The sequence below is a fragment of the Gardnerella greenwoodii 00703Dmash genome (assembly GCF_000263635.1).
Classification (GTDB): Bacteria; Actinomycetota; Actinomycetes; order Actinomycetales; family Bifidobacteriaceae; genus Bifidobacterium; species Bifidobacterium greenwoodii.
Map to the genome: position 1 here is coordinate 28,169 of NZ_ADEV01000004.1, position 25,851 is coordinate 54,019.

Below are 25,851 nucleotides of genomic sequence, written 5' to 3' on the forward strand. Positions count from 1 at the left end.
AACGTACAAAATAGCGTTCGCGTTGCGATTATTGACTACTCCGCGGCGCTCCCAAGGGGGAAAACATGGTTGATCACGCTCTTGATCAATCCAAACGCAAGGCCTCTGATGCCAATAATCAGGATCCTTCATTGCAAAACGTTCAACAAGTGTCACAAGCTTTAAACGTAGACGTAACTTGCGGCTTAAGTTCCGAAGAAGCATCTAAACGACTTGCACAATTCGGTCCGAACGCGCTTGCTGCATCCGAAAAAACGCCTGCATGGAAGCGATTCCTTGAACAGTTCAAAGATCCACTTGTTTACTTGCTGATTGCAGCTACTATTATTTCTGCAATTGCTTGGTTCGTGGAGAGAGCGCAGCATAAAGGTAACAGCGGCGGAGAAATTCTACCGTTTGATTCCATTGTTATTATCATAATTTTGATTGCAAATGCTGTTCTTGGATTTATTCAAGAGTCGCGCGCGGAGGAAGCGGTTGAGGCTTTAGCTAGAATGAGCGCGCCTCAAACTTCGGTTTTGCGAGATGGGCGCGTTATACGCATCGATACTACCGAGGTAGTTCCTGGCGATATTCTTGTTCTTGGCGAGGGCGATGCTGTTTCTGCGGACGGTCGTTTAATTGCTGCAGCATCTTTGCGTGTTGCCGAAGCAAGTCTTACTGGCGAATCGGTTGCTGTAAGCAAGCGCCCCGATACTTTGCAATCCGCAAAAGCTTTGGGCGACCGCACAAACATGGTTTTCAACGGCACTGCTGTAACTCAAGGAACTGGTCGCGCTATTGTAACTTCAACCGGCATGAGCACGCAGGTTGGAAAAATTGCGGATATGCTTTCCAAGTCGGACGAAGAATCCACTCCTCTTGAGCGTGAAATGGTGCGAGTTTCTAAGGTTCTTGGTATTGCGGTGTGCATTATTGCAGCTATTGTTCTTGCATCAATGTGGCTGCTAGAAGGCTTCCATAGTATTCAGGATATTATTGATTCACTTCTTCTTTCCGTTTCTCTTGCTGTTGCTGCAGTTCCAGAAGGCTTAGCTGCTATTTTGACTGTTGTGCTTGCTCTTGGCGTGCAGCGCATGGTTAAGCATCATGCGGTTGTGAAAAAGCTTTCTTCTGTAGAAACGCTTGGTTCCGCTTCTGTTATTTGTTCCGATAAAACAGGCACATTAACTCGTAACGAAATGACCGTTGAGCGCGTAGTGACGCCGAGCGGCGAAGTTCAGCTCACTGGTAGCGGCTACAAACCGGAAGGCCGAATGGTTCTTCTTGATTCTGCAGATGCAGATCTTGCTGTTCCTCAAAATCTTGCAACGGAAGTGTTAGGAGCTTTAGGTTCCGGCTATTTGGCTAACGATGGAGATCTTCATTACGACGAATCTACTAAAAGCTGGCAGCCAGTTGGAGACCCTACAGAAGTTTCTATTGTTGTTGCATCGCGTAAAACAAAGGCAGATAAGCGTTACGCTCACTTAACTCGTGTTGCTGAAGTTCCGTTTACTTCTGAGCGCAAACGCATGTCTGTAGTAGTAAAAGATGGTTCAGATTCTGGAAATCTTATTGTTTGCGCTAAAGGTGCTCCTGATGTGCTTCTTTCTTACTGCACTCGAATTGCAGTAGCTGGCGCTGTACGTCCACTTACTGATGGCGATCGCGAAGATATTTTGGCTACTGTCGAGCGCCTTTCTGGGGAAGCTTACCGAACTCTTGGCATGGCGTACCGTCCGCTTGGCGTTGATAGTTTGACGAAAGTTGACGGCATGGTTTCTAACGCTGCCGGCCAGATCGCTGACGTTGCTGAGCAGAGCGACGTCTTGGAATCTGATTTAATTTGGAACGGCATGGTTGGAATTATTGATCCGCCTCGCATTGAAGTTCGAGATAGCGTTGCTCAAGCTCACCGTGCTGGAATTCGCACTGTTATGATTACTGGCGACCATCCTCTTACAGCAACTCGTATTGCTAGAGATCTTGGCATTGTTGGCAAAGACGAGCGCGCGCTTACTGGAGACGATCTTGACGAGCTTCTTTCTCTAGACGATGACAATATTGCTTTTGATGAAGCAATAAACAAAACCAGCGTTTACGCGCGAGTTGCTCCTGAGCACAAGCTTGCTATTGTTTCTTCATTGCAGCGTCAAGGAAACATTGTTGCTATGACTGGTGACGGCGTAAACGATGCTCCAGCCGTAAAGTCTGCCGATATTGGTGTTGCTATGGGCATTACTGGCACTGAAGTTACAAAAGAATCTGCCAAGATGATTCTTGCAGACGATAACTTCTCGACTATTGTTGCGGCTGTGCGCGAAGGTAGAGGAATTTTCGACAATATTCGTAAATTCTTGCGCTACCTGCTCAGCTCCAATGTTGGTGAAGTTTGCACCGTTTTCGGTGGTGTTGTTTTCGCTGGAGCTCTCGGCATCACGCAGCCTAATTCCGTAGGCGTTACGCTTCCACTTCTTGCAACTCAGCTTTTGTGGATTAATTTGCTTACGGATGCCGCTCCTGCCCTTGCTATGGGAGTTGATCCTCAAACTGACGACGTAATGGATAGAAAGCCTCGAAAACTTACCGATAGCGTTATTGACCGACGAATGTGGGGAGATATTGTATTTATCGGCATCATTATGGCTGCTATTACGTTACTTGGAATGGATATGCATTTGGCAGGAGGCTTATTTACTGACCGTTCTGTTGGCATTATGAGCCACGCTGCACAAATGACGCACGCTCGCACAATGGGCTTCACAATTCTTGTGTTTGCGCAAATGTTGAACGCACTAGCTTCTCGTTCCGATTCTCAAAGCGTATTTGTAGGTTTGTTTGCAAATCGTTGGCTTTGGGGCGCTATTGCAGTTTCTGTGCTTCTACAGCTGGCAGTAATTTACATACCATTCTTGAACGAGCCATTTGGAACTGTTCCTTTGAGCTTAAATGAATGGTTTGAATGCCTCGGCCTTTCAATGGTTGTACTAATAGCTTCCGAGCTTAGAAAATGCGTGTTACGTTTCATTGCAAAGCACAAGGCTCAAAAAGCTTTAACTGTGGTTGCTTAAAAGCGAGCAAGCACAGACCGCGGCACGCGCTACAATTATCAGTATTGTAATTTTCGCGCAAAATAGCAGTAAATATTTCGTGCGAACAATGAAGTTACTGATGTATAAGCTTTATTGCAAGGAGATTTGACGTCATGCTGTTGTCTGATCACGACATTCTCAAAGCTCATGATGAGGGTCATATTGATTTGACCCCATGGACCCCTGAAATGGTACAGCCTGCGTCGATTGACGTGCGACTTGACCGGTTCTTCCGCTTATTTAACAATCATGCTTACACGTATGTTGATCCTGCAGAAAATCAGGGTGAGCTTACTGAGCAGTTTGAAGTTGCTCCAGGCGAGCCTTGGATTTTGCATCCTGGCGAGTTTGCTCTAGGAGCCACTTGGGAGTACGTAAAGCTTGACGCAACTATTGCTGCGCGTTTGGAAGGCAAAAGCTCACTTGGTCGCCTTGGTATTTTGACTCATTCCACTGCCGGATTCATTGATCCGGGTTTTGAGGGACACATTACTTTGGAACTTTCTAACGTGAGTACTTTGCCGGTTAAGCTTTGGCCTGGAATGAAGATTGGTCAAATGTGCTTCTTCCAGTTAAGCTCACCGTGTGAAAATCCATATGGCTCAGCTGTTAACGGCTCGCACTATCAAGGTCAGCGCGGTCCAACTCCGTCACGTTCATATGAGCATTTCTACCGTGCTGATTTAAGTTAGCAATGCTTTTATGGCGTGATTTTTGGCAAAAATCATAAAAATTCAGAAGAAAAATATAATATTCACAGAGAATTTTCAGGTTGTATTACTGTACTGCTCAGAATAGTATGGTTTTATAATAGTATCGAACAAAACGACAGGTGCAAAGCACCTAGAATTTATTCTTTTCTTCTCTCCTTTATTTCCCCGGCGCACAGGCGCCGGGGTTAAATTTTTTTCGCAACATAAATTACTTATCTGCCAGCAGAAGTTAAGATCTGCTTTGCGGGCTACGAATAATGTAGTCAAATGCAGACAATGCAGCATTTGCGCCAGATCCATACGCTGTAACAATCTGCTTATACGGTTCGTCTGAACAATCTCCAGCAGCAAAAATACCAGGAACTTCTGTGCATCCTGCTCTATCCGTAATAATTTCTCCTCTTTTATTAAGAGGCAGCTGATTTTCCAGCCAACGAGTATTTGGAGCTAAACCAATTTGCACAAAAACTCCATCGGTTTCAACAATATGCTCTCGGTTTTCATCATTGTCTGCTTTATTGCGATCCGTGTAACGTATTGCAGTAACTTTACTACCATTGCCTTCAACACTGCTTACAGCAGCACTTGTAATAACTTCGGTATTAGGTAATTTATGCAAAGTATTAAGCAATACCTGATCTGCTTTAAGCGCATCCATAAACTCAATCACAGTTACGTGTTTCGCAACTCCCGCTAAATCAATAGCAGCTTCAACACCAGAATTGCCTCCGCCAACAACTACTACATTCTTGTCTTTAAAAAGCGGGCCGTCGCAATGAGGGCAGAATGATACTCCTTTGTTACGATACTCATCTTCTCCAGGAACGCCCAACGTACGCCATGTTGCACCAGTTGCAATAAGCACTGCACGCGCTTTCAAAGATCCGCCAGAACGCGCATGAATCGTATGCAAACCGTATGCTTCTTTAGCTAAATCAAGCGAATCTGCCCAATCAGGAGTAAATACGTCAATATCGTATTGCGAAATATGCTTAGTTAAATCTGCCGCTAGTTGAGAACCAGTCGTATGAGTTTGTGAAATATGATTTTCAATACTTTCAGTTTCTACAACTTGTCCGCCACGATGATCCATAATCATAGCTGTACGCAAGCCTTTGCGAGCAGTGTAAATTGCGGCAGCAGAAGCAGCAGGGCCACCGCCAACAAGAACAATATCGTATGGGTCTTGCGCATTCATTTTTTCTGCGAGCGCAACATTTGCCGAAGAAACACTATTATCATTATTTCCATTCTCATCCTGAACAACAGATTTTTCTTGCGCTTCGAGAACAGATACAAGTTCGTCAATTCCCGCTCGTCCGGAAGAAATAAGCTTGCCATTTTCAAATACTGCTGGCACGCTCATTACGCCAAGTTTGTCCACTTCTTCGCGGAAAGCGCTACCTTCTACTGAAGTATGCTGAATTTTAGGGTTGATAATAGAAATGGTATTAAGTGATTGCACAACTTCTGGGCAATTTAAGCAAGTTACCGACATGTAAGTTGTTACATTGTGTGCACCGAGTTTAAGTATTGCTTCGCGCTGCTCATCACTAATTTTTGGCGCATAGCCGCTTACTTGTAGAAGCGCTAATATTAAAGAACTAAATTCATGTCCTAAAGGCAATCCTGCAAAACTAACCGATACAGTAGATTCTCCATTTACTGGATTATCTAATTTTCTGCGCAATTCAAAGCTTGGCTTACGCTTTGAATTGTTTATTTCATTATTATTTACTTCAACAATGCTTATTTTGTTGCTTTGTTGAGATACTTCTTCTAACAATGCTCTAACTTTTTGAGATGTTTCAGAATTGTCAACGTAAGAAACGATTTCTATTTTAGATACCATCTTTTTTAGTAATTCTGAAAGCTGAGCAGTTAATGACGCATTCAACAAAGACATAATCTACTTCCTTCGGTAATTTTAGACACAATCAAAAATAAGCTAAATGCGTAGGAAGCTAAGAACGTAGCCCCCTACGCATTGCGAAAATTCTTTAAGAGATTATTTAATTATTTAATTGCAAAAATCAGATTTTGCCGACTAAATCGATGGAAGGTTCCAAGGTTTCTTCACCCTGCTCCCATTTTGCTGGGCAAACTTCTCCTGGGTGCGCTGCAATATACTGTGCTGCTTTAACTTTACGAAGCAGCTCGTCGGCATTACGGCCAATACCATCAGCTGTCATTTCGAAGAATTGAATCATACCTTGCGGGTCAACTAGGAAAGTTGCGCGGTGAGCTAAACCTGATTCTTGATTCCAAGCATCAAAGTTGCGAGAAAGCGCTCCGGAAGGATCGCCCAACATAGTGTACTTTACTTTTGCAATTGCTTCAGAATCGTCATGCCATGCTTTGTGTACAAAATGTGTATCCGTAGAAACTGAGTAAACTTCAACACCCAGCTTTTGCAATTCTTCATAATGGTTTGCAAGATCTTCCAACTCAGTTGGGCAAACAAATGAGAAATCTGCCGGATAGAAGAAGAAAATAGCCCACTTGCCGAGTACGTCAGCATCGCTTACTTCAACAAATTCACCATTCTTATAGCCATTTACTTTAAATGGAAGAATATGCGTGTTCATTAAACTCATATTATGCTCCTCAATATGTTTAATTGTGCTTTCTAAGCGAAACTATCAATACTGATTATAGGCAATAAATAGTGCTGCTTCCATAGTTAAAATGTATTCTATATCACTAATTATGGTATTTAACAGCCTTGTTTAACAGAATATATAGTATAAAATCTTGTTTTTAGTCGTATAAGACTATAGGCACTCATGTTGATTTATTAAGCAAGATACGCGTATACCGTATAATGTACTTGGAATGACGCACTAAAACAGATAAAGGATTAGCGCAAACATGAAAAGCAACGCTAGTATTTTCAAAACCATAAGCGGCATAATAGTAGCTTTCGGATTACTTTCTACTAGTTTTATTGGTTTACCATTAGCTACAACTACAGCTGCATTAGCAACTGAAAATAGCACTACTGCTAGCGAACCAGCGCACACTCCTTTGACTGCGCAAACTGCTCACGACATTTCTACCGGTCGAATTCGTTTGGAAAATAATCAGATTGATTCATTGCTTTACCATAAAGCCGCGCTAGACCCAGATCAAGATAGCGACGGCGACGGTTTTAAGAACAGCGAAGAGCTTTACACTTACGTAAAAAATGGGCGCACATATTACGGATATAATTCACATCCGCTTATTAAGGACACCGACGGCGATGGCTTAGATGACAAAGCAGATACAAATCCTCGCAGGTGGGATATTAGCCCTCGCGACATGGCGCTTTTTATGGAGCTTGCGTATAGAAAAGACGAGTATGTCAAAGAAGTACTTGACTACTCAAGACCACTCACTAAAATTCACAAAGATCGCAACGAATATAAGCTTATGCATAACGAGCTTGCGCCATATTGGAAAATCAAGGAAACCTACCACTTTGGAAGTGGATTTGATGCTGTTCTTTTTGAAAATGTGAATCCCGCGTACCCATTTATTGAGCAAAACGGCGTGCAAGTTCTTGCAATCCGAGGAACTGAAAGCGGCGGAGATTTTACTAATGACATTAAACTAGCAATGGGATCAAACCCAAGCCAAGCTCTAGATGTAAACAATGTGATGGATAAAATCAATAGAGAAAAACTTGCTACTAATTTATACATAACAGGGCATTCTCTCGGAGGTTATTTATCTCAACGTGCTTTAATTTACGCTAAACAAAAAAATTATCAATGGATTACAAAGGCTTATACTTTTAACGCTCCAAAGATTAAAGGAAATCCATTCGACAGATGGCTTTGGGAAACATCTGATTTTGGCGATAAATTAACAAAAGAAGGTTATGCTGTTCATTATAAAGTTGATAATGATAATGTAATAGGACTAATAGGGAACCTTAACGGCGCAATAAGCATAGGAAGATCTGGAGAAGGTCACGGATCTCGTAGTTACTTTGAGCCTAGAATGAATGATTTCAAAGGATTCACAGTTGGCGAACGCAATAAAATTGAAGGAACCGGTCGCAAAATTGATGCACTTGACGGATTAGTTAATGAACCAGTTATTAAAACTGACGAACAATCTTTCGAGCCTAAAATTAAAAACATAGACATTTTTGAAAACGATAAGTTACCAAAAGTAACAGATTATCTTCTTAACGCATCTGATAGACCGCAAGGATCTACTATTACAGATATTACAGATGAAACTTCTATTAACACTTCTAAAAGCGGGAAATATCAAGGTAAAATATTACTTGTATTATCTGATGATTCAACAAAAACTATTATAGTTCCAATAATTATTCATAAACGATCGGCTAATATCGAGGAACTTCCAAACGTTACGGTAGTAAAAGATAAGAAAGTAGAAGTCAAAAAAGACGCTAAAATCCCTGCAGATTTCGACTTTAAGCCATACTTGCAAGGTTTACCAGAAAATAGCACAGTAAAAGTTGTAGAACAACCAAACACAACAAACATTGGTGAAGCAACATTTAAAGTAGAAGTAACTTTTGCGAGTGGCGCAAAACGGAAGGTAATTCTTAAAGCTCACGTTGTAAAAGTTATTCCTGCAACACCATTAAAACCAGCGAAGAAAACCATTCCTTGGGCCAATCTAACGCCAGCAACTCCAGTTACACCAACGCCTGCGCCAACACCTGCGCCGCCTGCACCACCAGTGCCGCCTGCACCAACACCTGCACCACCAGCACCAACACCAGTGCCACCAGCGCCTGTACCACCAACTCCTGCGCCACCGACTCCGCAGCCACAGCCTGAGAACCACCCTCAGCCACAGCCACAGCCACAGCCGCAACCGCAACCTCGGCCTGAGCACCCTGCAAACCCAACTCCAAACCCGCAGCATAATGAAAACAATCATCCTGCTGAACCTGAAAATCCTACAAATCATAGCAAGACCAATCAGAGTGCGGGAACTACAACAATACCGTCAGCTCCAGCAAGTGTTAATAAACTTAAAACCGAGCTTGCAAACACTCTAAAAGCAGGCGAACACAACATTGTTTACGCAGGCAAAAGTAACAAAATTACAGTTACTTTAAATGCTCGCGCAGACTTTCTGAACAAACTTAATAAAGAAAAACAAGTAAAAGCCTACGCGTACATTTATTCAAATCCTCGCCTTCTAAATGGACAAGATGGAACCGAATACGTAACGGTTCATTTCAGTGCAGATGGAAAACCATCTTTCGACGCTGTTATTCCACAAGAATATAGCAGCAATCACACTATTGTTCTTATCGACGAAAATGGCAATCAAGTTGCTTGGACGAAGGTTTTAGTAAAGAGGGATGACGCTTCACAGAATTCTTCCACAGGTGAAACTGGTATTCCACAAATACAAAACACACAAAATGTGCAAAATACTAGCGAAAATGAATTAACTTCAACCGCAAGCACGGAAGAAACTGTTAGCGCGAACAAAAACGTAATTGCGCAGCCAGAAGCGAGCAAGCCAGCCACAAGCAGCCATCCTCTTGCGAATACTGGAATCCAAACAATTCCAGTACTTATTAGCATCGCAGTAACGCTATTTGCAAGCTTCGTTGTTGTTTTAAGCGTGAAAAAGCAAATCGAATTAAATACTAAATAGTAAAAGAACTTGTCGAAGAGCGGATGACGGGAGTCGAACCCGCCTCTGAAGCTTGGGAAGCTTCCATTCTACCGATGAACTACATCCGCAAGTTGCAAACAAAATATTGCATGCAACTTTTTAAGACTAGCATGTGCTATTGAGTATGCAAATACTTATGCTTACTTAGCGCTAAATAATTACATAAAAGAGCGCTTGCTGTTTGATTGCGGCAAGCAACACCGCAAATCAACAACCTAAGGCAATAGCTATAAGATCTGCAGATGATACTACTTTCTTTCGAGCACGCTGCTCTTTAGCACCAGCCTCACGCTCATACGCATCAACTCGCTTCCAGCCGGCGTAATCAATAGCTTTCACGCCTCGAGATTTAAGCAGCTCATCTATGGATTTTTCGTTACGATCTTCTGCAATAAGCCCGGATTTTGCCAAATCTTCAAGCATGCGATCAACAATAAGAAGAGCGTCAGATTTAGTAGAACCAATTAAACCAACAGGTCCTCTTTTAGCCCATCCAGTAGCGTACAGACGTTCGCGAATATCACTTCCTTCCGCAGAAGTTACGATTCTACCGTCATTATTTGCAAGCAGAGTGCGCTTTTCGTCGTAAGCAATGCCTGCAACTTCTGCAGGGTGGTAGCCAATCGCATGATACACGGCTTGCACAGCGTAATCTTCAAATTCACCTGTGCGAGACATTGTGCCATCAGCGCTCGTTACAGTTCGCTCAACTCGTATTGCTTTCACACGCCCATCTTCGCCAAGAATTTCTACAGGAGCCGAGTTGAAATGAATAACGTAACGTCGATTGGCAGGATTGCCCTCAAAATCAACGTTTCCGCCATCTTCCATGTCTTCTGCCATGTCTCGAATCGCAAAAAGTTCCTCAACCATTTGACGCGTGAGCTTATCGTTACCAGCGACTTCTATCGTTTCATCGTCTAGCTCAAAATCGTCCTCGTTAATAATTATTTGCACGCCCTGCAATTTTTCCATTTCGCGCAATTCTTGCACGGAGAATTTCGCTTGAGCAACCCCACGTCGAATAAATAAATGCAAGGTTTGAGTTTGATTTTTTTGCAATCCTTCATACACGTCGTCTGGAATATCCGTATGCGAGCGCAAATAATCAGGGTCACGCAAAAGCTCACGAGCAACATCCATTGCCACGTTTCCGCCACCAATAACAGCTACTTCCTTGGCTTCAAGCGGCCACGTGCGCTTGCTAGTTGGGTATCCGTCGTACCATTCTACGAATTTTGCAGCTCCGTACACTCCATCTAAATCAGCACCCGGAACCCCTCGCAATGGCCTATCCTCCACAGCTCCTGTAGCAAATAACACTGCATCGTAGCGCGCCAACAAATCTTCTAAAGTAATATCTTTACCAAATTCAACATTTGCATAAAGATGAATATTTGGATTATCAAGCGTTTTTTCAAGCGCGTCAGCAATAAATTTAATACTTGGATGGTCAGGAGCTACTCCGTAACGCACTAAGCCGAAAGGCACAGGCAACTTTTCAAAAAGATCAATGCGAGCGCTTGTGCCAAGACCTAATTCTTCGCCACGTTTAGCAAGCTGTCGCAAGAAAATATCAGAAGAATAAACACCTGCAGGGCCTGCTCCTATAACTGCAATTCTAACTTCAGGAGCATGCGCCTCAGAAATCTCAGAAGCCTGAGACGTTTCTTGTGAAACATTTTCTATTAAATTATTTTTCATTATTATCCCCATATTGAACTATACAATACGGCACTTTTGCCGTTTTTGCGCGCATTATGCGCGGACTTCAAGCACAGATTTCCTTCAAGTGCTTTCATAATTAGACTAGCGCATTGCTAAGTCTTACAAAATGCTTACCTTAAAAAGCTTAGATTAAAACGCTTTATTTAATCTTTTCACGCGAGCGCAAAGCAGTTAACGCCCAAGTAATTGAAATAACGTCAATAATTTCCTGCATCATTGCTCCAATAACAGCTGGAATAAAACCAAAAGCAGCTAAAATCATGCTTACAATAGCCAAACCTATTCCGAGCAAAACTGACTGCATCATAACTCGTTTTGTATGCTTCGCAACGCTTACAGCATTAGCAACTGACGCAATATTGTTGTTCATAATAACTACTTGAGCGCATTCAGATGCTGCCGTATCTGTGCCATCCGTTACAGCCACACCAATATCTGCAGCTGCAAGCACAGGAGCATCGTTTACGCCATCTCCAACCATCATGGTTACGGTTGAATCTTTCTTATTTTTGGCCGCATTGTAATTGTGCTTCTTTACATACGCTAATTTATCTTGCGGAAGCAAATCTGCATGCACAGAATCAATACCAACGCTTTTTCCAATGGTTGTTGCAGCTTGTAAACCGTCACCAGTAAGCATTGCTATTGTTCTAACACCCAAAGCACGCAACGAAGCAATAGTTGATTTCGCATTATCGCGCGGCACGTCTTTTAATACTATTCTTCCAACCAGCACTCCGTCAAAGGAAACGTAGGTTGCCATTTCGTCTGCTGCAAGAGATTTGCCTATAGTTTGATTCGCGTCTTGCTCTGTAACGTACTTGTGTCTGCCTACGCGCACTAAAATGCCGTCTACAACGCCCTGAATACCCTGGCCTGCAGTTTCCTTAACACTGTGCACTACTGGGTACTCTCTAACGCTAGGAAGCTGCGGAACCGACGATGGATGAGCGTTTTCCCACAAGCTTGCTCCCGCTTTCGCAATACCACCTGCAAGTATGTGCTGAGAATAAGTTTCTAGAACACCTGCGAGCATCACAATTCGATCAGCATTCTGCGTAGTATCGATTACGTCTACGTTTACAACTTGCGGCTGTTTAACCGTCAATGTGCCGGTTTTGTCAAAAAATACGTCTGTTACTCGGCTTAATTGCTCCAGAACATCCTGACTTTTAACAACAATTCCAAGTTTTGCTAGACGCCCAGTTCCAGCCATGCAAGCAACTGGAACTGCAATAAGCAGAGGACATGGGGTTGCTAGAACCAATACTTGCGCAAATCGCAATGCGTCGCCAGAAAAGCTCCAAGCAAGACCTGCAATCGCAAAAGATAATACTGTAAACGGCACAGATAGCATGTCTGCAAATCTAACTACTGCAGCTTTAGAAGACCTAGCAGACTCAACAAGCTGCATGATTTTCTGATACTGCGAGTTTTTAGACAGCTTTGTTACGCGCATAATAAGCACAACTCCACCGTTTACACAGCCTGAAAGCACTGCAGCTCCCGCATAGACTTCTCGGGGCACGGATTCTCCGTTAATAGCACTTGTGTCTAAAATTGCAGAACCACTTAGCAGCTCGCCATCAACTGGCACAGTTTCGCCAGGAAGCACAATAATTACATTTCCAATATTTAATTCATCAACTGGAACCGTTTTGTAACGCTGCAAATTTGAGGAGATTTCGCCGTCTGTAGATGCTTGCAAAAATGGACACATATTGTGTTTATAGTCGCAATTTTGCTCGCTAATATTAGATTGCTTAGAATTAGCGGCATCTACTTTTCTAAATTCAGCATGCTGACACAGCACACACGAGCTAGGCTTGCACTGATTTTCACTCAAACATGGCGGTTCGTAGGATTCATCATTTGCTTGATCATTATTCATTCCATGCTCAAGGCCTGGCAAAGTCATAAGGTGAGCAGTTTTTGGAGCTGCGCTTACTAAAAGAGATAGATTGCGCTGGGCTTTCATATGCGCAAAATCTTCAATTGCCTCTCCCGTCCAAACCATTACAACAATCAAATAACTTGCCCAAAACTCACCAATAAAAAGCGTTGCAAGCAATGCAACAAAAGCTAACAAATCAATACCTAAAGTTCCGCGCAATAAATTTTTAATCATGTTGCGCAAAGAAATAAGGCTGGTATATAAAACGAGAATAGCGATAATAGTTTTGCCAAGACTAATACTTATTGAAATATCGAAATCAAGATTTAAGAAATCAAAAATTCGTTGCGAAAGATTATAAATTTTCTCATTAAAAGTAGCCAATATAGGCAAATTGCATGAGTAAAAAGCCACAATAAATGGGAAAGCAAGAATTACGACTGTTAATTGAGGTGCACGACGGCAATATGCTAAAAGTTTACGCATACACTTTCCTTACGCTGATCAGGTTAACCGCTTAAGACGTTTAACACACGATTTCACGCCTTGTTAACCCACTGAGTGCAACTTAAACAGCGCACTCAATACACGGCGTAAAGATACTTATGTTTATTTATATGTAATTATTGTACCAATAGGCATTGATGAGAAACATTCTCATAAACGCAAGCTTAAACAATAAAAACTAAAGCAAACTCAAAAAATAAATTAATAAACAAAAAGTTCTGATTGAAAAATCAATCAGAACCCTGTTCGTGGAGCTAAGGAGACTCGAACTCCTGACCCTCTGCTTGCAAAGCAGATGCGCTACCAGCTGCGCCATAGCCCCATTCGAAAGAATGATGTCATTCTATCGTGGGCCCGGGAGGACTTGAACCTCCGACCTCATCCTTATCAGGGATGCGCTCTAACCACCTGAGCTACGGGCCCAACTTATATGCTTAAAACATACAAGTAGTTACTGTAGCACAGCCACAGAAAATGTCAAACCGCAACACGCCATAAAAAAGAAAACGGCATGTTGCGGTTTTTATGCAAAAATCAATTAGTCAAGATGGCTGCGCATAAACCACTGGAACTTTTCCAGCTGCTGCACGTGATCCTGAATAATGTTAGAGCTCACAATGTCAAGATTGTCAAGCTCCGCAATAGCCTTGCGATCGTCTGCAATCATATCGTTGTAATACTCAATAAGAGCCTGCAAATATTCTTTAGTTGACTTGCGACCAGTTAAAGCAAAACGCTTCCATGTGCGAGCAGAAACAACATCGTCTGCGCGTCCAAGTGGAGAGCCGCCCAAAGTTGCAATTCGCTCAGCAGTTTCATCCGCCTGCGCCAGAACTTCAGCAACCTGCGGATCAAGCATTTCATGTACTGCAATAAAATCTGGGCCAGTAACATTCCAATGAGCATGCTTAAGAACTAAAGCAGCCTCCTGCTCGTGGCTTAAACGATTCTGCAAAACAGCAACAGCCTTTTCACTGGCCGCTTCGTCGAGACCTGGCAAAATATGCAATAAGGCCATATTTATCCTTCCTTAGATTTTTTATTACTATTACATTCTACTGCTACGGCTTAAATTATGCGCGGCGACGCACTTCAAGAGTTGCAATACGTCGACCATCAACCGCAGTAACTGTCATATCGTAGCCGTCTGCATCATGCAAAACCGCTCCAACACTTCCCATAGAACCAGTATGCGCCAAAAAGTATCCTGCAACCGTTTCATAAGGGCCATCTTCAAGCTCAATGCCGGTAATGTCAGCAAAATCTTCAATAGTCATACCGCCATCAATTTTTGCAACGCCATTTACAAAAGCAGTTGTTTTATTCGTATTACTTTGTTCAGATTCTTCAGGCAGATCGTACTCGTCGCGAATATCTCCAACAAGCTCCTCGGTCATATCTTCAAGAGTTACAATGCCGTCAGTTCCACCGTATTCGTCAATAACAATAGCCAAATGGATTCCGCGCTTTCGAAGTAGCTCTAGGCTTGGCAATAGTTTGGAAGTTCCAGGAAGACTGATTCCTTCGCGAGTTACATCTGCAACAGTTTTTGCGTTAGGATCTCTAACATCCAACAAATCGCGCACATGCACAAAACCAATAACGTCGTCAAAATCCTTGCCAATAACAGGGTATCTGGAATACGGAAGCTCACGAATTTTTGCAGCTGCTTCTTCAAGACTTAACGAGCCGTCCAAAAATTCCACGTCAGCACGCGGGCGCATCACTTCAGCAACAATTGTTTCCGAAGCATCAAACACGTCATCCAAAATATTGCGCTCATCCTGACTTAAACGCTTATTGCTGTTAACAAGCACGCGCAATTCTTCGTCAGAAACTTCGCTTTCTTTTTCATTAGGATCAAATCCAAGCAAGCGCACAAAACCGTTAGTATTCTTTCCAATAAGCCAAATTAAAGGCTTGCAAATTTTCGAGAAAATATCCACAGCCGGCACAACTGCTCGCGCAATCTGCTCAGAACGCTGCATTGCAATACGCTTCGGCACTAATTCAGAAATTACAATAGAACAATACGAAATAATAAGTGTTAAGAAAATAGTTGTAAGCGGGCCTGCAACGTGCGAAGAAACACCCCATGAGCACACAACAGGCACAACGTAAGGAGCTAACGCAGATTCGCCGAAGGATGCAGAAAGAAAACCAGAAAGCGTTACGCCAATTTGCAGTGCAGATAGAAAAGTGTTAGGGTCTCGCGCAATTTTCGCAACTCTAGCCCCACGAGCATCCTGAAGCTCCATGCGATCAATTTGCGAACTTCTTAAGCTCACTAAAGCTAATTCGGTTGCCGCAAACACGGATCCGAATAGCAGGAAAATCATGATGAGCAGAATATTAAAACCAATCGCCATACTTGTTATCTTAGTTTACTTCTATGCGATATCAACAATTCTTTAATAGAAAATTATTACGGACGGTAAAAATATCCAGTTGGCGCTTTAGCAGATTTTAACGATATAACTTTTAGTACAACCCCGGAACGTTGGTATCCTTTAACTCCTATGCTCCCCCTAGAAACGCGGGCGCGAAGCATAACCCACTCATGTTCGCGGAGTTTGTTGGCGTTTTTATAGTTTACAACTAAACCAAAAGGAGACATATCTAGAATGCAGCAAGACATAAGTTGACGAGATAGGCGAAACTGATTTGCTCCCAAAGTAGTATCACGACTTACGAAACCTGTGATCGTAATCGTGTAGCCTTCATATTTTGAAATATTATGGTCGATTTCGTCATACCATAAGCCGAAATCATCGTTTTTTACTTTTATTTCACGAGATTTTTCACTCAACCCAGAAAGTTTCGAATTGTGGCTTCGAATAGCAATAGCCCTGCCTCCTGCGTAACGGTCGAAACCGCCAGCGCTAAATCTTTGCGACGACTGCAGCGGAATAATAATTAGCAGAGCAGGAAGTGCTAAAGAAACTAGCATTTTCCAAGAATCTCGTGCAGAAACATCAAACCATCCCAATGCAGCACAAAATGCTAAAACTAAAAGCAGAACGGCTGCAATTATCAAATATGCGAACGCTCGAGGAGTGGTAAAAAGCGTGTACTGTCCGCTTAAAGTTACTGTGGCAATAACCGCTGCTAAACATAGAAGCACGAAAGATTCTAATATTTTTGCAAAAGTAATACGATTACGCTTTTTATTTTCTTCACTAACAGAACTTGTATTTTTCATAGCATGAACCCCCAAGCCCAGTTAGAAAACAGTGAAGCTAGAAGGCAAACTCCTGCAATTGATAGCGTTAAGCGCAATACGAATTTGCCGCGGCAATCAGAAATAAGCATAAGAGTATTTTTTAAATCTAACATTGGTCCGAATAGCAAAAATACTAAAACGGAAGACATTGGTAAAGAAGCAGCTAAACTTCTAGCAATTACAGCATCCGAACTTGAGCACAACGAGCTGAAATAGGCAATAGCCATCATTGCAGGTATTGCAATCCAAATATTGTTAGCTTGTATTCTGGAAGCAGGATCCGCCCCTAACCAAGCTCGTATAACAGAAGCAACAATAGTTCCGCACACAATAATTGGTAAAAGTTTCAAAAAATCTTCATGAATATGCTTTATGTACAGCTTTATTTGAGCGCAAATACTTGATTTTGTGCGATTTTGTGTCTTTAACTGTTCTGAAGAATTTTGATTTTCTTCATGATTGCAACCACAATTTAGTTCACAAGAACATTTTGATTCAAGATTATTTTTTAATAAATTTTCGTTACGCAAAACAGATGATTTTGGCGGAAATATTGCAAAACTTAATCCAACTAATAATGCAATACCAACTCCTAAAGCAACGCGCATAACGGCTACAGCAGGCGCATCAGCAAAAGCGTACCAAGTCGCTAAAACAGACACAGGATTTACAACAGGAACAGCACAAAGGAAAGTTATTGCGCAAGGAAGCGGCAATTTTCTTGCAACCAGTCTAGAAAATGTTGGCACAACCACACAGTCGCATACAGGCACACATACTCCAGCAATTATGGCAGCTAAAAAACCGTTTGCAGTAGATTTTGGAGCATGTTTTTCAATAAAATCAGCCGTTACCCAAGTTTCCACAGCAGCAGAAACAAGAACACCAATAAGAGTGAAGGGGATTGCTTGCAAAAGTAAGCCAGCAACACCTCGAACAGTGGTGTCAATAAGAAGCCAAGGGTAGCGCAATTGCAAAGCAGGGGCCATGGCAATAATAAGAGCCGCAAAAGGCACTCCTGCGATCAAAAAAAGATAATTTGCAGAATTTGCTGGTTTTGCCTGCTTTACTACCTTCACTGCTTTTTCTGCTTCTCCTGGTTTTAGCATGACAACACTTCCACCAAGCCATCACTCATGCGGTATCTTGCTCCAACAAGCATTAAAGCGTCGTTAAAAACAGCTTCGCGAATTATTTGTGATTTATCGCAAATCTCAGCCAAGATATTAGATACGTGAATACGCTCAATATCATTCGTATCTAAATCTTCTTCAACACCTGCGAGAGCAGCAGGTCCTAAAGAACACAGCAATATTGACTCGCTAGACTCAATTATTTCGCTTGTTTCATCTTCGCCGTATTTAGAAACCAGCTTTTGCACATTCGGCAAAACGGCTTGTACAGCACCGCAATGCTCATGACCAAGCACAAGCAACACTTTTACTCCCAAATCGCTTACAGCGTATTCTAGCGAAGCAATCACAGCATCATCCAACACTTCTCCAGCTGTGCGCACAGAAAAAATATCTCCCAAACCAGCGTCGAATATAAATTCTGGAGCAACTCTAGAATCTGCGCACGAAAGCACAACAGCTCCAGGATGTTGACCATCAATAAGTTTCATGCGCGCTTGTGAATTTACGCCTGCATGCGCCGAATTGCCTTCTGCAAATTTGCGATTCCCTGCAAGCATTGCACTTAATACCGATGTAGCTAAAACTGAATCTTCATTAGCAAAATCTTCGCTGATTGCGTCTTGCATTATTACCTCCTACATTGGCATTGGCAATATTTTTAGTTGCTTAAAGTCTAAAATTTTTTGACTTAGAGTATATTGTATCTTTCATAGTAAATAAGAATTTTGTTTAAGAGTATAAGCCTGTTATTAAAAAAGCTCCCGTATTGCAATTCGCAAATACGAGAGCCTTCTTGATTTAGTAATTTATTAAATATCATCCAGTATTTTGCAAGCCTGCAGCAACACCGGAAACAGTGCAAAGAATAAGGTAGATGAACTCTGCCTGCTGGCTTTCGCTAAGCTCTTCTTTATCTACCTTGTTACGAAGCTTGTGCAATGCAAGAGATTGGATTACAGAAAGCGCGTCCACGTAAGGAGAGCGCACGCGAATAGCCTGGCCGAGCACGTGACGATGCTGCAAAGGCCACTTGTCGTCGACTATTTGCAAAACCCACTTGCGAGTAAGCTGCATTTCCGAAAGTACTTTATCGCTCAAATCTTCGCGATCTCCAAGGCTTAAGTACATGCGAGCAATACGCTCATCCGTCTTAGCCAAAGACATCTCAATATTGTCAATAAACGTACTAAACAGTGGCCACTCTTCGTAAGCTCTGCGCAAAGTTTCCAAGTCGCCAAACTTTTCGCAAGCTGTACCCAAACCGTACCATGCTGCCAAATTGATTCGAGCCTGAGCCCAGGAGAACACCCACGGAATTGTGCGCAAATCGTCCAAAGACTTAGCACCCAAACCGCGCTTAGCTGGGCGAGAGCCGATTGGCAGCAAACCGATTTCACTAAGCGGCGTAACTGTAGAGAACCATGGAGTAAAGTCATCCGTTTGCAGCAAATCAAGGAATCGCTCGTGAGCTGCAACGTCAAGTTTTGCAGCCATATCCGCGTACTTCTTCGTCATATCAGTGTTAGTTTTTTCAACACTTGGCGAAGATTGCAGCAAAGTTGCGGAAGCAACGGATTCGACGTGGCGAATAGCCAAAACTGGATTTCCGTAACGCGCAAAAATAACCTCACCTTGTTCAGTAAGCTTAAATCGGCAGTTGACGGACCCAACAGGCTGAGCAAGCACTGCACGGTTTGCAGGACCGCCACCTCGACCAACAGCGCCACCGCGGCCATGGAATAGTGTCAAATCAATATCATGCTTCTTAGCCCACTGAGCAATACGCTCCTGAGCAGAGTGCAAAGCAAGCGTTGCGGAAGTAGGGCCAGCGTCCTTGGAAGAATCCGAGTAGCCGAGCATAACTTCCATCTTGCGGCCAGTAGCCTTAAGACGAGCCTGCACTTCAGGAATTTTAATAATCTCCTCAAGCACGTTTACTGAGTTCTGCAAATCTTCCAACTGCTCAAACAGTGGAATAACGTCGATTGTTGGCGCATCCTGTGGGTGAGCAAAAGAAAGACGATTTAGCTCAAATACGTCACGCACATGCTGAGCAGATTTTGCGAAGGAAATAATGTAGCGTCGAGCAGCACGCATGCCGTTGCGCTTTTGGATTGCTCCCAAAGCGCGGAAGGTGTCGAGCACTTCTCGAGTCATTGGCTGAAGCGGTCCGCGCTCTCCGTGCAATCCGTGTTCGCGAATATCTTCCAAAGCGCGAGAATGCACGAGAGAATGCTGGCGGAATTCCATCTCAACCATGTGGAATCCAAAGGTTTGAGCCTGCCAAATCAAATCCTGCAAAGGACCATAAGCTGCTCGAGGATCTCCACCTTCTGCCAAAGAACGCTGCACAATTTGCAAATCTTCAATAAAATCTTCGCAAGAATGATACATTAAGTCAGTATCGCGGCTAATAGTGCGATGCAAACGGTCAGCCATTACAAGCATTACAGCACGATGCGGCTCATTATTAGAAACATCTGAAGCGTTTTCTGTAAGCTGTTCGCTCATTTCGCGCTGACGATTCCACAACTCGAGCAGCTCCACGCTTGGAGGAGTTGTGCGAGTTTCCATAGTTAAGCATTTGCCAACTTCGCGCGTGCGATTTTCCAAAGCCGCAAGCACATGATCGCTAAACTTTCGAGCAACCTGACGGCTTACTTTAGCAGTCACATTCGGGTTGCCGTCTCGATCCGAACCAATCCAGCTTCCTGGGTGGAAGAAAGCAGGGCAGCGAGGCGGCACAAGACCTGCCTTATTGCCAAGCAGCCAATCGTCAAAACGACGATACACAACTGGAATAGTGTCAAATAATGTAGCGTCGAAAATGTCAAGAATAGTGTCAGCTTCTTCAACTGGAGTTGGCTTCTTTAAAGCAATAGGCGAAGTGCGAAGAAGCGCATCAATTTCGTTATAGAGACGACGATAATTTTCTCGCTTGTCAGATCCGCCTAAACGATGATGTTCGCTTAATAATTGCGAAATTCTGCGAATCTTTCCAGCCACAGCCTTACGACGAGCTTCAGTTGGGTGTGCAGTAAACACAGGATGGAACTCAAGTTTTGCAAGCAATTCCTTAGCTTGAGCTGGACTCATTTCCGTTAATAATTTGTGATACGCGCAAGTTAATTCGTTAACTGGATCAACCGGCAACGAATCCTCAACTTCACATTCACGCTGATGAAGTACAGAAACGCGATAATTCTCTTCGCACAAATTAGCGAGATGGAAATACGTTGCGAAAGCGCGTGCCAGAAGCTGAGTATCATGCAAATTCATTCCGTTGATCTTGCTAACAGCCTTACTCAAGCCATCGTCTGCTGTTACTTTTGCATCTACCATTTGCGCAAAATGCGCGGCACTAGCTTCAACAGCATTCAAACGCACATCGTCAAATACTGCCAATAATTTTTCATCAAATTCACCAAGAACATCGCGAAGAATATGCAAGCACAAATCCATGTCTTGCTTAAGCGATGCTGGAAGGTCACGCTCCTCTGGGCCTTTTCGTCCTAAGCCAGACGTAACAATAGTTGCGTCCGCTGGAGTAACCTGCTGATTTTCTTCTGTCATCAGACCTCCTTGCGCTAGCAAATAAGGTTGCTTGGTCATCTGACTTCCGCGGCTCCTCCGCGGTTATTTAGGTCAAAAGTTGCAAGCCCACAGCCTTGTTTACAGCGAAATACCAAGTTAATTTTGAAACTACCACCGGACGTAGCATAAATAGTATTTTGTTAGCAAAAATTTACTAGGCAACAGGGGTGCGTATACTGAAAAATTGTGAGCACAGTAGATAGTAATGAAGACAATAATACTTGCAATAATACAAGCAGCGATAATTGCGATAGTTGCAACAATAATTACAACAACAGTCGCGATAACAAGCCGGAAATTCTTCCAACAGGACACGTAGTAGGAAAACCTTCTGGACGTTTTCATACTCATGCTATTCCGCTCGACATGGACGACGTTGAGCGCGATTGGGATAAGCCTGTTACCGAAGCGTGCATAGCTGCAAAATCAAGCATTATTATTCGCGTTGGTGCTCTAGGTTTAGGAGCCGGAACCGGAAGCTACCGTGTTCGCGAGCTTATGCACAGAATCGGCGAACCGATGGGAGTTCACGTTCGAGCAGACGTAAATCTCACGGATATTGAAGCAACTTGCACAGATAAGCATGAGCGCATTACAGAGGTTGTTGACCTTCCAACTACTGGCGTAAATACTGAACGAATTTGGCTTCTTGAGCATTTTGCCGACTGGTTTAACGTTAAACTTGGAAACGATTCCCTCTACCACTCAAAAGCTACGGTTTCTAAAGAATTAGTTGACACTCTTCAAGAAAGCGACGTTGAGCGCGATATTGTACAAACAGCTAAACAGTCGGAAGAAAATGCTGCAAAAATAGCGGAAAAACAAGCTTTACAAGAGGCAATCAAAAAAGAAAAGCCGCGAGGAATTTTCGCTTTACAGCCAGAAAATGCTTACGCTGAACATTTTTCGCATGTTCAAAAAATTACAGAAAATAGCAATAAGGAAGATGAAAATAATCATCCTCTTACAGTTCGCGAAGTACACGATCGTCTTGATTTGATTAAAAATCGCAAGCCGCTTTATAAACCGTGGTTTGCTGGTCTTGCTTCTGCTGTTGCTTGCGCATCCTTCGCATTTTTGCTTGGCGGCGGAATCTACGACATGATTGGCGCTTTTATTGGAGCTGGAATTGGCCACTATATTCGTCGCCGCATGTTTATGCATCATCTTAACCAATTTGTGGTCACGTTCGTTGCTGTTGCAATTGGCGCTCTAGCATGCATCGGTTCATTGCGACTTATTGGCTACTTCGACCCAAGCGCACTAAATCACACAACAGCATACATAGGCTCTGTATTGTTTGTTATTCCAGGCTTCCCGCTTATTACAGGCGGATTGGATATTGCAAAAATAGATTTCCCTTCCGGAATTCAACGTCTGTGCTATACGCTTGCAATTATTTTAATGGGAACTCTTGCAGGCTGGACTGTTGCAAGCATTGTTCAGCTTAATCCTCAAGGTTTCCCTCCGCTCGGATTAAACCCTTGGCTTAATGCAGTTCTGCGGCTTATTACAGCTTTTGCTGGCGTGTGGGGCTTCTCCGTGCTTTTTAATTCTCCACAGCGCATGTGCATAGTTGCAGGAGTTATTGGAGCTATTACAGATACTCTGCGCTTAACTATGACGGATTTTGGTATCGCTGCTGAAATTGCAGCGTTTAGCGGCGCTTTACTTGCAGGCTTACTTGCTTCTGCTTGGAGAGCTATTGTTCGCCACGGATTTGCACCTCAATATTTGGGGTATCCGCGAATAGGTCTTACCGTTCCATCTATTGTGATTATGGTTCCGGGACTTTATATGTATCGCGCAATGTTTTATCTTGGACAGTTCCACACGCTTCCAGCGTTAGATTGGACTTTCCGCGCTTTTATGGTAATTATTTGCTTGCCTATTGGTCTTGCTGTAGCTCGCGTTATTACCGATAAAAGCTGGCGTTACGACGTGTGATGTTCTAAATTTCAGTCTATTAATTTTCAATAAAAAAAGCCGCTTACAAGTTTTCTTGCGAGCGGCTTTATTTTTTATTACTTTACTTATTGAAATTTAATTAGTACTTCATTCCCATAGCGTCTCGCACTTGGGAAAGTGTTTCTTCTGCAATAGCATTCGCACGCTTATTGCCATCGTGCAAAATGTCTCGAACAGCATCCATGTCTTTTGCTAATTCTGCACGACGCTCACGGTGAGGAGCCAGGAAGTTATTTACGTTTTCAATTACGTAAGCTTTCAACGCACCTGCTCCAGAGTTGCCAATTTCTTCAGCAATATCTTTAGGATCCCTACCTGTTACTAAACCTGCAGTAGTAAGAAGCGCTGAAACTTGTGGGCGAGCAACTGGATCAAAAGTAATCATTCTTTCCGAATCAGTCGGGCTCTTCTTAATTAGTTTGGCTGTTTCTTCGGCAGTAGCTCCAAGCATGATTGAATTACCATAAGATTTGCTCATCTTACGACCATCCAATCCTGGAATTTCTGGAGCGTCAGACAAAATTGCTGCCGGCTCTGGGAACACTGGATTCTTTTTTGCGTATCTTTCGTTAAATCGTCGAGCAATTGTGCGCGTAATTTCAATATGAGGCAAATTATCTTTACCAATCGGCACAACATTAGCTTTGCAGAACAAAATATCGCAAGCTTGATGCACTGGGTAAGTAAGAAGCAATCCGGTTAAAGCGTGGCCGGAAGATTCCATTTCTGACTTTACAGTAGGATTCCTGTGCAATTCCGCTTCTGTAACCAAAGATAAGAATGGAAGCATAAGCTGATTTGCGGCAGGAACTGCAGAATGCGTAAAAATCATTGTTTTTTCTGGATCAATTCCTGCAGCCATGTAATCAAGTACCAAATTCAGCACATTGTTTTCAATATGCTCGGTTGTGTCACGATCAGTAATTACCTGATAGTCTGCAATAATAATATTGGTTTTTACACCACGCTTCTGCATTGCGACACGCTCACGAATAGAACCAAAATAGTGTCCTAAATGCAGGCGTCCTGTTGGACGGTCTCCTGTAAGCATGGTAAATGAAGAAGGATTACTTTCTAGTTTTTCAAGCGTTGCATCCGAACGTTTACGCGCTGCAAGAAAGCTTGCACTCATCTCATTTCCTGCTGCTGTTACCTGTGCTTCTTCCTGCATTTTTGGCTCCTTACGTACACGCATTTTTACGCTTAAAATATGGCTTTTATGGTAAAAGTTTACACAGACAATATACTCGGTTGCGGTTAAGTGGTACGCTCTTGTGTGATGAACTGATTGTTACGGTAATTTTTTAAGAGGGGGTCAGATGGGCCGCGGACGACAGAAGGCAAAGCAACAGAAAATTGCCCGTAAGCTCAAATACCTGACGACCGATACGGATTATGACGAGCTTGCTAAGGAGCTTAACTCCAGCGAACCCGGACAAGGATCCTTCGATCCATTTGCGTCGAGCGAAACTTACGAGGAAAACTCGTATCTTCCAGATCAGGAAGCAACTGTTCAAGAAGATGATTCTAATGAGTCTTCCAACGATGACGATTTAGACGAATATGCAAAGTGGGCGGCAGAAGCTGCAGCTAAGGCTGTAAATAATGAAAATTCTGCTACAAATTCTGGCACGCACACTCCTGTGCACCATCACATTCCTATGCCAGTGCCGAGTTTCATGCATAAGCACGATAAATAAATTTTAAAATTACTAATAATTAGGTTGCTAATAATTATTTTTTAACTAAATATCCTGGGTCTAAAAAATGAAGGCCCAGGATATTTGTAAATAAGCACTATAAATAGGCTTTATAAATTTATATTAAGCGGCAAAATATTACTTAAATCATCACGCTCGCCGATTGCGCTTATGTTTCCGCACTGTTTTTCTTGCTGCCAACTTGTAATACCGCACGAAATTCTTAACCAAACTTGCGGATCGAGCTCAATAACATCCGGCGGAGTAAGATTATGCGGGTCAGAAGCTGGTCCTTCCAAAATTTTTACCGCACCAAAAGGCGCCACTCTTACTTCTACTGCACAACCAGGAACTTTGTTTTCAAGAAGATATAAAGAATATCTAACTGCTAAAGCTTCGTCAGTTGGAGAAATATCTAAAATATCGCTACTTATTTGCATAGCCTCTTCGCCATTATTAAGCGCTTTATTAGCAGACATACACCATGCTTTCCAAGCACATTGTCCTCTTTTTATATCTCGCTCAAGTATTACTACCATATTTTTATTATCTTCTAAACAACATACTTTCATAAATACATTTGTATTAAGAAGTTATATATCAATATTTAAAGGTGTTAGGTTGTGGTACTATTAGGAACATCGTGTGCATTA

At 42.8% G+C, this 25,851-nt stretch carries 17 protein-coding genes and 3 tRNA genes; 5 read left to right on the plus strand and 15 right to left on the minus strand.

Annotated features, from left to right (window positions below; translation table 11 throughout):
* Positions 1-65 precede the first annotated feature (65 nt).
* A complete protein-coding gene (locus NG78_RS05240) occupies positions 66-3,053 on the plus strand; it encodes a cation-translocating P-type ATPase (protein WP_004133841.1) in 2,988 nt (995 codons plus the stop codon).
* Between the two features lie 134 nt (positions 3,054-3,187).
* Positions 3,188-3,766 (plus strand): dCTP deaminase, encoded by a 579-nt coding sequence (gene dcd, locus NG78_RS05235; protein WP_004133843.1) that lies wholly within the window; start codon positions 3,188-3,190, stop codon positions 3,764-3,766.
* A 250-nt stretch (positions 3,767-4,016) separates the two neighbouring features.
* Here the strand turns inward: dcd and ahpF are convergent, their stop codons facing one another.
* Both ahpF and ahpC read right to left on the minus strand, forming a co-directional pair.
* Complete coding sequence (gene ahpF, locus NG78_RS05230) at positions 4,017-5,693, minus strand: alkyl hydroperoxide reductase subunit F (RefSeq protein ID WP_004133845.1); 1,677 nt, start codon at positions 5,691-5,693, stop codon at positions 4,017-4,019.
* Positions 5,694-5,820: 127 nt separating this feature from the next.
* Positions 5,821-6,384, minus strand: coding sequence for an alkyl hydroperoxide reductase subunit C (gene ahpC, locus NG78_RS05225; protein WP_004133847.1), 564 nt, complete (start codon positions 6,382-6,384; stop codon positions 5,821-5,823).
* 274 nt (positions 6,385-6,658) lie between these two features.
* Here ahpC and NG78_RS05220 point away from each other — a divergent pair, with 274 nt between their 5' ends.
* Positions 6,659-9,427, plus strand: a complete 2,769-nt coding sequence (locus tag NG78_RS05220; RefSeq protein ID WP_004133849.1) for a Rib/alpha-like domain-containing protein — start codon at positions 6,659-6,661, stop codon at positions 9,425-9,427.
* 18 nt (positions 9,428-9,445) lie between these two features.
* On the opposite strand, the gene NG78_RS05215 is transcribed toward NG78_RS05220, so the two are convergent.
* The 11 genes from NG78_RS05215 to NG78_RS05165 all read right to left on the minus strand — a co-directional run bounded on the left by NG78_RS05215 (position 9,446) and on the right by NG78_RS05165 (position 21,509).
* Positions 9,446-9,516, minus strand: a tRNA-Gly gene (locus NG78_RS05215).
* A 139-nt stretch (positions 9,517-9,655) separates the two neighbouring features.
* Complete coding sequence (locus NG78_RS05210) at positions 9,656-11,155, minus strand: FAD-dependent oxidoreductase (protein WP_196218476.1); 1,500 nt, start codon at positions 11,153-11,155, stop codon at positions 9,656-9,658.
* A gap of 160 nt (positions 11,156-11,315) precedes the next feature.
* The gene (locus NG78_RS05205; RefSeq protein WP_004133853.1) at positions 11,316-13,556 is read right to left on the minus strand and encodes a heavy metal translocating P-type ATPase; all 2,241 of its coding nucleotides are present in this window, start codon (positions 13,554-13,556) and stop codon (positions 11,316-11,318) included.
* 270 nt (positions 13,557-13,826) lie between these two features.
* A tRNA-Ala gene (locus NG78_RS05200) sits at positions 13,827-13,899 on the minus strand.
* Between the two features lie 27 nt (positions 13,900-13,926).
* Positions 13,927-14,000, minus strand: a tRNA-Ile gene (locus NG78_RS05195).
* A 115-nt stretch (positions 14,001-14,115) separates the two neighbouring features.
* Positions 14,116-14,595 (minus strand): Dps family protein, encoded by a 480-nt coding sequence (locus tag NG78_RS05190; RefSeq protein ID WP_004133855.1) that lies wholly within the window; start codon positions 14,593-14,595, stop codon positions 14,116-14,118.
* Between the two features lie 55 nt (positions 14,596-14,650).
* The gene (locus NG78_RS05185; RefSeq protein WP_004133857.1) at positions 14,651-15,946 is read right to left on the minus strand and encodes a hemolysin family protein; all 1,296 of its coding nucleotides are present in this window, start codon (positions 15,944-15,946) and stop codon (positions 14,651-14,653) included.
* 56 nt (positions 15,947-16,002) lie between these two features.
* Positions 16,003-16,779, minus strand: a complete 777-nt coding sequence (locus NG78_RS05180) for a TIGR03943 family putative permease subunit (RefSeq protein WP_004133859.1) — start codon at positions 16,777-16,779, stop codon at positions 16,003-16,005.
* Positions 16,776-17,909, minus strand: a complete 1,134-nt coding sequence (locus NG78_RS05175; protein ID WP_004133861.1) for a permease — start codon at positions 17,907-17,909, stop codon at positions 16,776-16,778. Before NG78_RS05175 ends, NG78_RS05180 begins: the two co-directional genes overlap by 4 nt.
* Positions 17,903-18,562 carry a carbonic anhydrase gene (locus NG78_RS05170; RefSeq protein WP_004133863.1) on the minus strand — a complete coding sequence of 220 codons (660 nt, stop codon included), beginning with the start codon at positions 18,560-18,562 and terminating at the stop codon, positions 17,903-17,905. The genes NG78_RS05175 and NG78_RS05170 overlap by 7 nt, the downstream gene beginning before the upstream one ends.
* Before the next feature lie 190 nt (positions 18,563-18,752).
* Positions 18,753-21,509, minus strand: coding sequence for a phosphoenolpyruvate carboxylase (locus NG78_RS05165; protein WP_004133866.1), 2,757 nt, complete (start codon positions 21,507-21,509; stop codon positions 18,753-18,755).
* Between the two features lie 207 nt (positions 21,510-21,716).
* Here NG78_RS05165 and NG78_RS05160 point away from each other — a divergent pair, with 207 nt between their 5' ends.
* Positions 21,717-23,477 (plus strand): threonine/serine exporter family protein, encoded by a 1,761-nt coding sequence (locus NG78_RS05160; protein ID WP_004133868.1) that lies wholly within the window; start codon positions 21,717-21,719, stop codon positions 23,475-23,477.
* A gap of 100 nt (positions 23,478-23,577) precedes the next feature.
* On the opposite strand, the gene trpS is transcribed toward NG78_RS05160, so the two are convergent.
* On the minus strand, positions 23,578-24,669 hold the full coding sequence (gene trpS / locus NG78_RS05155) for a tryptophan--tRNA ligase (RefSeq protein WP_004133870.1): 1,092 nt from the start codon (positions 24,667-24,669) through the stop codon (positions 23,578-23,580).
* 148 nt (positions 24,670-24,817) lie between these two features.
* Here trpS and NG78_RS05150 point away from each other — a divergent pair, with 148 nt between their 5' ends.
* The gene (locus NG78_RS05150) at positions 24,818-25,198 is read left to right on the plus strand and encodes a DUF3073 domain-containing protein (RefSeq protein WP_004133872.1); all 381 of its coding nucleotides are present in this window, start codon (positions 24,818-24,820) and stop codon (positions 25,196-25,198) included.
* A 110-nt stretch (positions 25,199-25,308) separates the two neighbouring features.
* Here the strand turns inward: NG78_RS05150 and NG78_RS05145 are convergent, their stop codons facing one another.
* Positions 25,309-25,737, minus strand: coding sequence for a sterol carrier family protein (locus tag NG78_RS05145; protein ID WP_032837680.1), 429 nt, complete (start codon positions 25,735-25,737; stop codon positions 25,309-25,311).
* Positions 25,738-25,851: the final 114 nt, after the last annotated feature.

Coding starts and splice junctions, on each gene's coding strand:
- NG78_RS05170 (WP_004133863.1), bottom strand. CDS start 18,562: ATGCAAGACGCAATCAGCGAAGATTTTGCTAATGAAGATTCAGTTTTA.
- NG78_RS05185 (WP_004133857.1), bottom strand. CDS start 15,946: ATGGCGATTGGTTTTAATATTCTGCTCATCATGATTTTCCTGCTATTC.
- ahpC (WP_004133847.1), bottom strand. CDS start 6,384: ATGAGTTTAATGAACACGCATATTCTTCCATTTAAAGTAAATGGCTAT.
- NG78_RS05145 (WP_032837680.1), bottom strand. CDS start 25,737: ATGGTAGTAATACTTGAGCGAGATATAAAAAGAGGACAATGTGCTTGG.
- NG78_RS05150 (WP_004133872.1), top strand. CDS start 24,818: ATGGGCCGCGGACGACAGAAGGCAAAGCAACAGAAAATTGCCCGTAAG.
- NG78_RS05175 (WP_004133861.1), bottom strand. CDS start 17,909: ATGCTAAAACCAGGAGAAGCAGAAAAAGCAGTGAAGGTAGTAAAGCAG.
- NG78_RS05240 (WP_004133841.1), top strand. CDS start 66: ATGGTTGATCACGCTCTTGATCAATCCAAACGCAAGGCCTCTGATGCC.
- trpS (WP_004133870.1), bottom strand. CDS start 24,669: ATGCAGGAAGAAGCACAGGTAACAGCAGCAGGAAATGAGATGAGTGCA.
- dcd (WP_004133843.1), top strand. CDS start 3,188: ATGCTGTTGTCTGATCACGACATTCTCAAAGCTCATGATGAGGGTCAT.
- NG78_RS05180 (WP_004133859.1), bottom strand. CDS start 16,779: ATGAAAAATACAAGTTCTGTTAGTGAAGAAAATAAAAAGCGTAATCGT.
- NG78_RS05190 (WP_004133855.1), bottom strand. CDS start 14,595: ATGGCCTTATTGCATATTTTGCCAGGTCTCGACGAAGCGGCCAGTGAA.
- NG78_RS05220 (WP_004133849.1), top strand. CDS start 6,659: ATGAAAAGCAACGCTAGTATTTTCAAAACCATAAGCGGCATAATAGTA.
- NG78_RS05205 (WP_004133853.1), bottom strand. CDS start 13,556: ATGCGTAAACTTTTAGCATATTGCCGTCGTGCACCTCAATTAACAGTC.
- ahpF (WP_004133845.1), bottom strand. CDS start 5,693: ATGTCTTTGTTGAATGCGTCATTAACTGCTCAGCTTTCAGAATTACTA.
- NG78_RS05165 (WP_004133866.1), bottom strand. CDS start 21,509: ATGACAGAAGAAAATCAGCAGGTTACTCCAGCGGACGCAACTATTGTT.